The sequence below is a fragment of the Parabacteroides sp. TM07-1AC genome (genome assembly GCF_003480915.1).
GTDB classification, from domain to species: Bacteria; Bacteroidota; Bacteroidia; order Bacteroidales; family Tannerellaceae; genus Parabacteroides; species Parabacteroides chongii.
On the sequence record NZ_QUKD01000005.1, the window covers coordinates 214,416 to 227,399 of the forward strand.

The window sequence follows — 12,984 nt, forward strand, 5'->3', positions numbered from 1 at the left end:
TTTCCATTTTTTTGTACCTTTACGGTTTCATACTGTAAAGGTACATTTTTCATGAAACATATAGCAACCTTATTTCTGATTCTACTTATAACTTTACCTGTTTTCGCAACGCCCGACTCCTCTCCTATCAACTGGAAGCTATCCGGACGTTTATTTCTAGATGGCGGTGCCTATATTCATTCGCCTGAAGCATTGCACGCAGGTGCACATATTTCGGATGTACGACTAGCGGCAAAAGTCCGTATCTATTCCTGCTGGTATACCAAGATCGATGTCGGTTTTGCTAACAATAAGGTCACCTTGAAAGATGCGTTTACCGAATACGGGAAAGACGGAAACTACTTTCGTGCCGGCTATATGCTCGGTTATTACAGCATAGACCAATCGACCAGCACGAACGATCTTATCTTCAACACAGCCTCCAACGTATCTGAAACGTTCTACCCGGACCGCCGGATCGGTGTATCCTATACGCGTTCCCTCCCTTCATATTATTTATCCGCAGGCGCATTCTGCGGCGACGGACTCAGCTTCACCGAAACAACCAAACCCGGTTACAACTTCTCAGGGCGTATCGTATGGCGGCCGATCAATTCGTCCGGACAATTATTTCATATCGGAACCGGTGCCTTATTCAAAGTACCGGACGAAGATACGGAAACACAGGCTCAACAAATCCGGTTAAAAAGTAAAGGTGTCACCTATATCCCTTCCCCGCGGACGTTAGAGCTGACTGTCGGAGAGGCGAGAAACCAGGTCCAGTCTAACGTGGAATGCCTGTTCTTCCGCCATAAATGGCTGCTTCAGACCGAGTTTTTATATACGAATATCCACCGTAAGAACCATAAGCCCTCCTATTCCGCTCATGGCGGCTATATTATGGGAGGTTTCCTGCTGAAAGGCACAAAGTACGCTTACGACACCCTCGATGCCGTACCGGTCATGCCGGAAGAGCCCCACTCGATCCTGCTCGCCTGCCGCTATAATTACACCAATCTGAATGACTTCAGCAGCAACATGACAGGAGGAAGCCAGCACGACCTGTCGATCGGCATCAATTACTATTTCAACAAGTATATTTCCTCCCGCCTGAATTACGCACATCTCTGGATGGATAAATACTCGGCATTAGGAAAATGCGAAATTAACATGATGCAACTGCGGCTACAGGTCCGGTTCTGATTGATTACTTCCTCCTATTGCAAGGCAAATACGTCTTTTACATCGCAATCCTACATAAAGTTTTAGAAAAGTATCTGCCATCTGTCACCAGCCTTTGTAATAATCAGACATCCAGCAGATAAAGGCGTTGCAGATACTTTTTTTATCTGCAACAGAGTCTGTCATCTGTCACAGTAACCCTAACAAACTATCTGTTAAAAGGCAGACAACTACGTGTTAAGTCCCGACAAACTAACACAAAAGTCCCGACCTGCTAAAACCACCCTGTACAGGGTAGCCGACCAGGGTGTAGAGGCTGCCCGCGCAGGGTGTACAGGGTAATCCGGCAGGGTGTAGAGGGTAGCAACAAAAAGTAAAGACTTAACAGATAGTTCCTCCTGAATTAACACATAATTCTTTCCTTATTACGATTAAAAGGTATAAGGATTATCTCCGAAAGATCAACTAAAAAAGGGTATGTTATCGTTTGCTTTAAGCGAACAATAACACACCCCTTACTTTATAAAATATAAACCGTTCTTCGACGGCTTACTTGCAATAATTCAGCACTTCCACATTCTTAATCGTACTCTTGAAATCACCGGTTTTCTCTAATGGGAAGACCAGTGTCCGTACATAACTCATAGAGTCTTTTCCGCCATTAAAGAAACGTTTCTGAATATTCAGTTCTTCTTTCAGGTCTCCGTTAATATACAAACGTGTTGTTTTTTCATCACCGCTGATTGCTACGGATGCTTCCTCTTCGGGATAGAACTGATAATTGAATGTATTCAGATAACCGTCACGGGCAAAACCTAATTTACCGCTGACTGGATCGGACAAATAAAATACGGCATCGGGAGAACGGAATAGTTCTGTTCCGGGTTCTTCTTTAACGGACTGGACATCAAATGAAACTGTATAATGATAACCGATCTCTTTCAGCCCCGTCTTTGTATTCGGTTTTAAAACATCCTGGTTGTAGACAGCACGAGGCTTGCTTCCCATACGTCCGGCAATATTTACACCAGGACCTTCACCCAATACGGTACGCATCGTATTGAAGGTCTCGTAAGGAACCTTACAGTCTTTGCCCGTCCACATCTTAACAGCCAATGTCTGCATCGCCGGGAATACACGGTAGTGAATATCTTTCGTACTGATTCCGTTGCCTGCATGGTCATTCCACACGGCAAACATTCCACCTTTGATCTGTTTATGTTTCTCAGGGAAAACCTCTTTACCGATATGTGCCGGTGTCCAGTCTTTATATAATTTCTCCGTATTCAGATAATCGTAATAATAACCGGCAGCCGGAACGATATACAAATAACCGTCGGGAACACTGACCAGGTCATATCCCTGTTTGATCATCTCCTTCGGATCTGCATAGCCGTTGTACCAGGCATTCATCAACACGTTTTCAGACTTAACGGGAGTATCGCCGTTTGCATGGGTCAAAGCTCCCCAGACACAAGCCTGCTTGCCGAAGCCTTCTACAAAACGGATATAATGATCGGTAAATTCACGGAATTTCTCTACTACATCTTTCTTTTTATTCGAATATTCATCGGTACCGATATGGACCCTTTTACCTCTGAACACCGGATTTCGTCCTTCCAGATATTCACGGAACAGGCTATCGACAAACTGGTAGGTTTCCGGTTTGAACAAATCCAGGTGATCCATGCCATATTCTTCGCTACCGATCTCCGGACGATACTGCGTCAGTGCCAATGAATGGGCGGGAACATCTATTTCCGGAATGATCTCGACTCCGAGGCTATCCGCCATCAACTGAAAATCAATAAATTCTTTCTTTGTATAATAACCGTCACGGGCTGTCAGTCCAGGGAAAAATTCACTTTCCAGGCGGAATGCGGCATAGGTTTTATTCCAGTCATGTTCGAAATACTGTTTAAATGCATTGTCGTTCAGATGGATCTGAAAAGTATTCATCTTATAATAAGCCATCATCTTTACATAATCGCGCAGAAAATCCATCGGAATGAATTTTCGCCCGCAATCCATCATAAAGCCACGGATCGCATAGTCGGGATAATCGCGCATCGAACCTTTCGGCAATGCCTGATCACTGTTTTGTTCGGTCATTTGCAGGAGTGTACGGGTCGCCCAGTATAAACCTTTTGCTTTAGGAGCAGATACGTTTACACGGTCTGCAATCCGGACAGCATATCCTTCTTCACCCAATTGCCGGTCGCCGGACAAAGAAAAAACAAAATCACCGGCAGAAGCTCTGCCCTGTACAACAGTCAGTTTACGCCCGAACATCGTCTCATAATCTTCTGCAAACTGATTGGCAACACGGGCTACAGCCGAATCTTTCCCTTGCCAAACGATACGGGAAGTTGCCGAGGGTGTAAACATTCCCTGAGCACCTCTCCATTCCTGTAATTCCGGTATCACGAACGGTTTCTCATTATTGGCAGCAAAACTTTTCCCTAAAAAGAGAGTACATACTGCAAAAAGCATCAAATAGCGTCTTATCTTCATCGTATTTTAAATTTAAGCGCACAATATTACTGCTTTTTAATCATCCGGACAAGCCTAAAATAAAGGAATAGTTAAAAGATGACTAATAAAAAGGCGGTTTCTGATTGATTTATTACTTTTGTGCTCAAAAACATATTAATGAGTTACAATTGGAACACACGGACGGAACTTTTACTCGGTGCCGAACGGATGGAGTACTTATCACATTGCCATGTGCTGGTTGTAGGATTGGGAGGTGTCGGAGCGTATGCAGCCGAGCAGATCTGCCGGGCCGGAATCGGACATATGACCATTGTCGATGCGGATACGGTAAATGAAAGCAATATCAACCGGCAATTGCCTGCTTTGCATTCTACATTGGGGATGCAGAAAGCTGAAGTCGTCGGCCGACGTCTGCTCGATATCAATCCCAGGTTAAAGCTGACAATACTCAATGAATTCCTGCGCGACGAACGGACGGATGAAGTTCTTTCTTCCCAAAAATACGATTTCATCGTGGATGCCATCGATTCGCTCAGTCCGAAAGTATACCTGTTGGCTTATGCCTACAAACATGATATTCCAATTGTATCCTCTATGGGAGCCGGTGCCAAGCTCGATCCGTCGCAGGTGAAGATAGCCGATATTTCCAAGAGCTACAACTGCACATTGGCAAGGGCGGTACGCAAACGTCTTCACCATTTGGGTGTGAACAAAGGCATTCCGGTCGTCTTCTCTACCGAGTTCGCCGATCCGGATGCAATCGTAGAGGTGGAAAACGAACAATGCAAGCGGACAACCACCGGAACGGTCGCGTATATGCCCGCCATTTTCGGTTGTTATCTGGCTTCCTATGTAATAAGAAATATCTAATATGATACAGACACAAGGCATTACCAAAAGTTTCGGGAATTTACAGGTGCTGAAAGGCATTGACCTGACCATTAATAAGAGTGAGGTTGTAGCGATTGTCGGTCCCAGCGGAGCGGGAAAAACAACGCTGCTTCAGATTATCGGTACACTGGATGCACCGGATAACGGACAATTGTTCATCAACGGGACCGAAACCGGCAAGTTATCTGAAAAAGAACTGGCTTCTTTCCGCAATAAGAATATCGGTTTTGTTTTTCAGTTCCATCAGCTATTACCGGAGTTCACGGCTCTGGAAAATGTCATGATCCCTGCTCTGATTGCACATGAAAAGGCTTCCGATGCAGAAAGAAGGGCGAAAGAGATTCTTGATTTCATGAAACTATCAGACCGCATGACTCACAAGCCGGCAGAATTATCCGGAGGAGAAAAACAGCGGGTTGCCGTAGCACGTGCGCTGATCAATAACCCGTCAGTGATCCTGGCAGACGAACCTTCCGGTAGTTTGGATACCAAAAATAAAGAAGAATTACACAGCCTTTTCTTTGAGTTACGTGACCAGATGCATCAGACATTCGTCATTGTAACTCACGACGAACAACTGGCGGCAAACACAGACCGCGTGATACATATCAAAGACGGGGTCGTTTTACAATAAAAAGAAAGAGTATAAATCAGTTATGGCAAATAAAGAGAGAGTCACTTTTGGTAGCAAAATCGGAGTAATATTAGCAACCGTCGGATGCGCAGTAGGTTTAGGGAGCATCTGGCGTTTCCCTTATATGGTAGGATCGAATGGCGGAGGTGCTTTCCTGTTGGTTTTCATGATATGTACTGTCTTGCTCGGACTTCCCATCATGATTACTGAATTTTTTATCGGCCGGCATTCACGCAGAAATGCAGCCGGAGCTTTCAAGGAGCTGGCACCGGGTACAAAATGGTCGCTGATCGGTTATAACGGTGTCCTGGCGGCTTTTCTTATATTAGGTTTTTATGCGGTGGTTTCCGGCTGGACGCTGGAATATATATGGCAGGCGATGACCGGTTCGCTGTCAGGAAAGACAACGGCAGAGTTTACATCAGACTTCGAGGCGTTTTCGTCAAGTGCCCTGCGACCTATTATGTGGACGATTGTCTTTATCGGACTGACGCATTTCATCATTGTTTCGGGTGTAGAAAAAGGGATTGAAAGGGCTTCCAAAATTATGATGCCAGCCTTGTTTATCATATTATTGGTCTTGTGTATCCGTTCTGTCACCTTACCGGGAGTGGATGAAGGATTGGCATTCCTGTTCAAGCCTGACTTCGACAAGATCACCTCTTCCGTCGTTCTAAGTGCGATGGGACAAACTTTCTTTTCACTGAGTATCGGTATGGGGTGTCTGATTACCTATTCTTCTTATTTCGGGAAAGAGACCAATCTGCAATTAACGGCGGTGCAAGTAACTGTTCTGAATACTTTCGTAGCATTGCTGGCAGGTATTATGGTATTTCCTGCCGTGTTCAGTTTCGGTATCGAACCGACTGCAGGTCCGGAACTGGTATTCATCACTCTGCCCAATATTTTCGAACAACTGCCGTTTGGAAATATCTGGTCACTCATTTTCTTTATTTTACTGGCTTTGGCAGCATTAACCTCTACGATTTCTTTACACGAGGTCGCTACCGCTTATGTACATGAAGAATATCACATGACCCGAAAAAAAGCCGCCTGGATTGTCTCCATAGGGGTTGCCGTCATCGGCGCTTTGAGTTCATTATCTTTCGGCCTGCTTAAAGAATACACGATCGGAGGCATGATCCTTTTCGATGCACTGGATTATCTGACAGCCAAAATAATGATGCCTATCGGAGGTATGATGATCTGTATCTTCGTCGGCCTGCGGATTGAAAAGAAAGTTCTGAAAGAGGAATTGACAAACAAAGGGACAATCACTTTTTATTTCTTCAACACATATGCTTTCTTTATCAAATACATCGCTCCGGCAGCGATCGGACTTATTTTCCTGAACGAATTGGGACTGGTCAAAAAGATAACCGCTTTGTTTTGAAAAATAAACGATATAAGTTACTTGTTTATTGGCAGTAACTTATATCTTTGTAACAGAGTATTCATCTTTAACAAAACAACAACATGGAAATCAAAACCGTCTCACTTGAAATTGAAACTGTTTCCAAGGAACAGAAATTACTTCCGGGATTAAACATGACCCAAGAAGAACTAATCGCACGTGTCCGCAAAGCGGAAGAAGGACCTTTTTATACATTGGATGAAGGTTTCGAAATGATGAGAAAATGGAGGGAAGCAAGGAGAAAACAAACGGATTAAAGTACTTGACATCATTTCCTATCGGGAAAGCATCTCACACATCAGAAACAAACGAAATATCAAACCATAATCTTTATAAACTATGAACTGGCGGGATTTACTTTATTTTTCAAAAGGGGAACGCAAGGCCCTTACTCTCCTACTCTGCCTGATCTCTATATCCTGGATCATTTTGTTGCTGACAGACAACAAACCGGCATATTTTGCCGATGAAAATAAAAAGGCAGCGGAACCGGTTCCGATAACTGCAGATACAACTGTGAACAGACCTAATTCCGGGAAGCGACAAATACCCTCATCCGATAGCAAAAATAATTTCTCCCGAGAGAAAAAAGAATTTCATTCGAGAGAAACTAAAAATACATCCGCAAGGAAGTATTTTCCCCCAACAGAAAAATACCCCGTCGGAACTATCGTCGAGCTCAATACCGCCGATACGACAATTCTAAAAAAAGTACCCGGCATCGGAAGCACATTCGCCCGCCGGATTGTTAAATACAGAGAATTGTTAGGAGGCTTCTATTCCGTATCCCAACTTTGTGAAGTATATGGAATCGACGAGGAACGATATAATGCGATGAAATCGTGGTTTTCGGTAGACACATCAGCTATTTGTAAATTATTTGTAAACCGAGTTTACATCCAAGACCTCTACAGACATCCTTATATAAACAAGCAGCAAGCCCGCATTATCGAACAATTACGAAAACAAAAGGGGAAACTGACCGGTTGGGAGAATTTTCAGCTACTGGAAGAATTTACCCATACCGACAAGGAAAGACTGACACCCTATCTGTCGTTTGAATAAGCAAAGAAGTTTATATACATTTGTAAAAAAAGAAAGCTATGATTTACCTCAAACAAGTAAAACTGACCAATCCGGCAGAAGTGGAAGGACCGGTAGAAGACTTAAAATACCCGTTCCGCGCTGCAGCCGTACGCTATATCGAATCAATCGTTTTCCGTAAACCGGTTACTTTTCTGGTCGGTGAAAACGGTGCAGGCAAATCGACCCTGCTGGAAGGTATCATGTTCAAATATGAGGAGCGCGACGAAGATCAACAAGGAATGCTTTATGACGGTGTTGAAGCATGGAAATCATACTCAAACGTTCTGCCACAGTGCATTCGCCTGATTGAAGAGCGGAAACCTTTCGACCACTTCTTTTTCCGCGCTGAATCCTTTTTCGATCATGCTGCCGAAATCGATGCCAAGTCGATGAAAGACATTCTGAAGTATGGACGCGATTATTCGATGGGAGCCTACGGCGGACGACGCTTACTGGAACAATCGCACGGGGAAAGCTTTCTCAGCACTTTCCTGAATTACGCAGGAAGAAACACTCTCTTTATCCTCGATGAACCGGAGGCGGCCCTCTCCCCTCAACGCCAACTGGCTTTGCTGGTACGCATCCATGAACTCGTCGCACAAGGCTGTCAGTTGATCATTTCTACCCACTCGCCGATCATCATGGCCTATCCGGATGCAGACATCTACTCGATCGACCAAGACGGAGCAAAAATTACTCCGTATGAGGAAACACAACATTATCAATTGACGAAGTATTTCTTAACTCATACGGAGCAAATGCTTAGGGAACTCGGATTAAGGTAAAATCACTTTTCCCAGGCATTCAGTATTTCCGCCACATATACATTATGCGGATTACCTGCCATCGCGCTATACCATTTTTCATACAAAGCCGGATCGACAAAGCTATTCTTATCCATCTTTGTCACATAGAGCGTCTTACACTCAAGTGTCAACCGGGACTCCTCAAAACAGGGGTTTCCTTGCTCAGTAAAATAGGGAGTCAACCCGGTTGCGGCAACTTTGTCAATATCACGTCCGGATTTAGAACCACAGATTTTATGTGCCGCTTTGTGTTCTTCTCCCAGGAAAGAGAGTGTAAAACATCCCTTTTCATCGACAAATTCACGGGTATATCGCTCCGGACGGATGAATACGAATACGACAGGTTTATTCCAAAGAAAACCTATGCCTCCCCAACTGGCCGTCATCATGTTAAACTTTTCATTGTCGCCGGCACTTACCAGCATCCACTCTTTACCGATCATCTCAATAAAGTTGTCCTTGATCAGACTGGGTTCAATTGCTTTCATACATTATACGCTTTAATTTTTTTCAAAGGTACAAAGAATATCATTTACCCGTACTCATTACACCGGAGTCGTTATCGGCATTGTTCAGACGTTTCTGACCTGCTTTATAAGTTCGACCGAATGAGAAATTATAAGTCAATGAGACAACGAACAGACGCGAGCTTTCTTTGATATACATCGCTTTTTTATAAGATGCATACTGGTTCCAATTTTCTGTCTTCACCTTATAATTATCAGAGAACGGGTTAAGTGCCCCTACTCCCAGCGACAGATTCTTATGACTGTAGCGCACCATTAACATCTGAATATTCTCGCCGCCTTCCAAGGTTTCACCCCAAAACCAGTTCCAGTTCGTATTCATCTGATACATCAGCATGAACTTTTTCCAGGTGAGAGATGCCTGTGCTTCACAATACCAGTTCGTATAGCGGTGGGAATAGGTGTTTCCGTTGCTGATATAATGATTCACACCACCAGTAAACGAGAACTGCAGAATGTCTTTGATCGGTCCGATACGGAACATAGCCGAACCGGTCAGGCGTTGCCAGTTCTTTTGGTTATTCCAGGTCTGGATGATCTTATTGCCTTCCTGATATTTCTCGTCCATAATAGGATTGGGAAGATACTCGTAGGCTCCGTCTAAATTGGTATAAAAGATACCTTTCTGATATTCATAAGTTAGTGCCAGGCGATAACGCATATAAGCCTCCAGTTGCGGATTACCGCGTTGCAGCTGCAAAGAATCGATTACCTGCTCGATAGCACTCAAATTCCCCAATGAAGGAGAAGAATTACCGACAAAACCTCTCAAACGGATAAACGATTGTCCGGGTAAAGCATATTGTAATGTAAAACGCGGATTGAACGTATAATATTGGTAAGAATCATCTGTTCCATCCTGTTTGTAATAGGAACGCGACACACCAACCCCTAGCGTATAATCCAGCTTCCGGGCTTTTCCTTTGAATTCCCCGTAGAGATAACTTTCTGACTGATTCATACGAGTATTATAATCGTGCCCGTTGCGATATTCATTATTGGAAAACGACTGTGTATGGCGAATACCGGTACTCAAACGGTTCCCATTCTCCAACTTCTTTTCATAAATACCTTCACCGATCACTGAATATTTATTTCCTGAAACACGGTTATTGATATCCGTCAGTAAATCCTCACCACGACTTTCCTGATAAAAACGATGGGAAGAAGTACGGTTGTAGGTTCCAACCACATTAAAAACCAGCGTCTGATCATTTTTCAAATTACGCTGATAATATAAGTCTAATGCAGGAACCTGATTATCTGAACTATTCAGGTCGACCATATTTACATAGTCCGACAAATTTTCCTGATTGGATAAAATACCGCGGTAATCCCAATGCGGTTGATGGTTATTCCAATAACGGAATGTAGCATTGAACAAATACTTCTCGGGATCCTGTACGCTATAATTCAGGTTCAGATTATGCATGAACATACGGCCATGAGCCGGTTCACCTTCCTCTTTCCGGTGCAAAACCGTCCCGTCACCCAAATGAAAGATTTCTTCATTATCCCTGGAAAGTCCATAAAAATCGCGCGGACCGATCCGATAGGAAGCACCGAACTCTGATTTCTTATGATTGATCTTTCCGGAAACCCGATGTTCTCCCCATAGAGCATTTACTCCCTGACTCATATCCACGCTGAAACTTCCCCCCGTCTCCGGACGACGAACGATATAATCGAGTACCACTTCCGCATTACCATAACGTAATCCGGGATTATCATGATATTCAATACGGATAATATCAGAAGGCAACAACGATTTGATTTCATCCAGTTCCACTTTCACCCCGTTTATACGAAGTTGAACTTCACCGTTTCCCGGCACTTTAATTTCGCTTGACAACGGATTCACCTGTATCTTCGGCAGCATCAGTTGTTGCAACAGATCCATACCGTTGGTTGAAGCCTTTACCTGCCGCTCGGACGGAAAAACCAGTTTCCGGTCGGAACGGCTGCTCGTATTGGATGCACTGACTGTAACACCATCCAAAGAGACCGCTGCATCCTCCATCGGAATATCACCCAACGTCACACTTTTATTAAATCCTTTTAAAGAAACATACTGCGTCTCATATCCCAAGCTGGAGATAGCCAGCAGGTAATCACCGGATTTCACTTTATCTAAAACAAAATGTCCCTTTCCATCGGTAGTTGTTCCAGTAATAAACGTAGAATCCATCGTTTGCAGAACGACATTGGCAAACTCAAGAGGTTCTTTGTTCCGACCATCTTTCACCAAACCTTTTATCCCTAAATTTTGAGCAAAAACTCCCTGTACCATGCAGCCAAGCAGCATGATCCCGAATATTATCCGTTTCATAAGTTTATTGTTTATTTCAATCTGCAGGGTGGCCTTCCCCGCTTTCTTGTTTGTTTCTGTTAGTAAGACGAAGCAACTCGAAAAAAGGTTACACAGAAGAAGCAAAAAAATAAAAACTCGGCAGAGAGCCCAAATCTCGTTTTTTCGTTTATAAACATATCCCACACGAAAATTCAAGAAAACCCGTATCTTTGAAACAAAACGAACAAAACACATGGATATATTAAACTCCTGGATCAGCGCCATCAACGATGTTTTATGGTCTTATATATTAATAATCATGCTATTGGGTTGTGCGATATGGTTTACCTTCAAAACCCGCTTCGTACAGTTCCGTATGATTAAAGAAATGATAAAATTGCTTGGCGACTCCACCGAAAAAACTAAAAACGGTGAAAAACATATCTCTTCCTTTCAGGCTTTTGCCGTATCATTGGCCAGTCGCGTAGGAACGGGTAATCTGGCCGGAGTAGCTACTGCCATCGCAGTCGGTGGTCCGGGTGCCGTATTCTGGATGTGGATAATTGCTCTGCTGGGAGCTTCCAGTGCCTTTGTAGAATCCACATTGGCGCAATTATATAAAAGAAGAGGGAAAGACTCTTTTATCGGAGGTCCTGCCTATTACATGGAACGTGGACTTGGATTACGGTGGATGGGAGTATTTTTTGCCGTATTGATCTCTATTACCTTCGGTTTTGCTTTCAATTCCGTACAAAGTAATACGATTTGTGCTGCGTGGGAAGGGGCATTCAGATTCGATCACAGGATTATTGGCGGGATATTGACCGTATTGACCATTCTGATCATTTTCGGAGGCATTCAGCGGATCGCCAAAGTAAGTAGTATCATTGTTCCGGTCATGGCTCTCGGATATGTAGCACTGGCATTGGGCATCGTACTTTTCAATATCGGGAAACTTCCTGCCGTATTGGAGTTGATCATTAATAATGCCTTCGGATGGGAACAAGCCATTGGCGGCAGCATCGGCGCAGCTCTGATGCAAGGTATTAAGCGAGGATTGTTCAGCAATGAGGCCGGTATGGGTTCCGCTCCGAATGTAGCCGCCACGGCTGATGTTTCTCACCCGGTAAAACAAGGTTTGATCCAGACACTAGGCGTTTTCACCGATACATTGATTATATGTACCTGTACAGCTTTCATTATTCTTTTTAGTGGTGCACCGCTCGACGGATCAGTTAACGGCGTACAGCTAACGCAGCATGCACTGACCAATGAAGTAGGAAGCGTTGGAAGCATCTTTGTCGCCATAGCAATTCTGTTGTTTGCTTTCAGCAGTATCATCGGTAACTATTATTATGGTGAAGCAAACATACGGTTTGTTACCCAAAAGAGGAGCGTATTGTTTACATACCGCCTGTTAGTCGGTGGAATGGTGATGTTCGGTGCATTGGCAAGCCTTGACCTGACATGGAGCCTGGCTGATATAACCATGGGACTGATGACCATTTGCAATCTGATTGCCATCTCCCTGCTCAGTCGCCAGGCATTCCTTTTACTGAAAGATTATATTGCCCAAAAGCAAAAAGGAATAATAAGTCCTGTTTTCGATAAAAACAGTATCCCGGAACTTACCGACAAAGCGGAATGTTGGTAAAAGCATCATACATTTTGTATGATAC

The 12,984-nt window shown here is 43.8% G+C and carries 11 protein-coding genes; 8 read left to right on the forward strand and 3 right to left on the reverse strand.

The window, feature by feature from the left end; genetic code table 11:
- Positions 1-51 precede the first annotated feature (51 nt).
- Positions 52-1,182, forward strand: a complete 1,131-nt coding sequence (locus tag DXD68_RS12680; RefSeq protein ID WP_122361900.1) for an OprO/OprP family phosphate-selective porin — start codon at positions 52-54, stop codon at positions 1,180-1,182.
- Positions 1,183-1,710: 528 nt separating this feature from the next.
- Here the strand turns inward: DXD68_RS12680 and DXD68_RS12685 are convergent.
- The gene (locus DXD68_RS12685) at positions 1,711-3,675 is read right to left on the reverse strand and encodes a family 20 glycosylhydrolase (RefSeq protein WP_122361902.1); all 1,965 of its coding nucleotides are present in this window, start codon (positions 3,673-3,675) and stop codon (positions 1,711-1,713) included.
- A 138-nt stretch (positions 3,676-3,813) separates the two neighbouring features.
- On the opposite strand from DXD68_RS12685, the gene DXD68_RS12690 reads away from it, so the two are divergent.
- The 6 genes from DXD68_RS12690 to DXD68_RS12715 all read left to right on the forward strand — a co-directional run bounded on the left by DXD68_RS12690 (position 3,814) and on the right by DXD68_RS12715 (position 8,467).
- A complete protein-coding gene (locus tag DXD68_RS12690) occupies positions 3,814-4,527 on the forward strand; it encodes a ThiF family adenylyltransferase (RefSeq protein WP_122361904.1) in 714 nt (237 codons plus the stop codon).
- A gap of 1 nt (position 4,528) precedes the next feature.
- Positions 4,529-5,182 (forward strand): ABC transporter ATP-binding protein, encoded by a 654-nt coding sequence (locus tag DXD68_RS12695; RefSeq protein ID WP_122361906.1) that lies wholly within the window; start codon positions 4,529-4,531, stop codon positions 5,180-5,182.
- A gap of 22 nt (positions 5,183-5,204) precedes the next feature.
- Positions 5,205-6,575, forward strand: a complete 1,371-nt coding sequence (locus DXD68_RS12700) for a sodium-dependent transporter (protein ID WP_122361908.1) — start codon at positions 5,205-5,207, stop codon at positions 6,573-6,575.
- 83 nt (positions 6,576-6,658) lie between these two features.
- Complete coding sequence (locus tag DXD68_RS12705; protein ID WP_122361910.1) at positions 6,659-6,853, forward strand: hypothetical protein; 195 nt, start codon at positions 6,659-6,661, stop codon at positions 6,851-6,853.
- Between the two features lie 82 nt (positions 6,854-6,935).
- Positions 6,936-7,661: a ComEA family DNA-binding protein gene (locus DXD68_RS12710; RefSeq protein ID WP_122361912.1), complete on the forward strand. Its 726-nt coding sequence runs from the start codon at positions 6,936-6,938 to the stop codon at positions 7,659-7,661.
- A 38-nt stretch (positions 7,662-7,699) separates the two neighbouring features.
- Positions 7,700-8,467 carry an AAA family ATPase gene (locus tag DXD68_RS12715; RefSeq protein ID WP_122361914.1) on the forward strand — a complete coding sequence of 256 codons (768 nt, stop codon included), beginning with the start codon at positions 7,700-7,702 and terminating at the stop codon, positions 8,465-8,467.
- A 2-nt stretch (positions 8,468-8,469) separates the two neighbouring features.
- On the opposite strand, the gene DXD68_RS12720 is transcribed toward DXD68_RS12715, so the two are convergent.
- Together DXD68_RS12720 and DXD68_RS12725 are read right to left on the reverse strand one after the other, a co-directional pair.
- Positions 8,470-8,976 carry a flavin reductase family protein gene (locus DXD68_RS12720; RefSeq protein ID WP_122361916.1) on the reverse strand — a complete coding sequence of 169 codons (507 nt, stop codon included), beginning with the start codon at positions 8,974-8,976 and terminating at the stop codon, positions 8,470-8,472.
- A 40-nt stretch (positions 8,977-9,016) separates the two neighbouring features.
- Positions 9,017-11,344, reverse strand: a complete 2,328-nt coding sequence (locus DXD68_RS12725) for a TonB-dependent receptor (RefSeq protein WP_122361917.1) — start codon at positions 11,342-11,344, stop codon at positions 9,017-9,019.
- Between the two features lie 214 nt (positions 11,345-11,558).
- Here DXD68_RS12725 and DXD68_RS12730 point away from each other — a divergent pair, with 214 nt between their 5' ends.
- Positions 11,559-12,959 carry an alanine/glycine:cation symporter family protein gene (locus DXD68_RS12730; RefSeq protein ID WP_122361919.1) on the forward strand — a complete coding sequence of 467 codons (1,401 nt, stop codon included), beginning with the start codon at positions 11,559-11,561 and terminating at the stop codon, positions 12,957-12,959.
- The last annotated feature ends 25 nt before the right edge of the window (positions 12,960-12,984 follow it).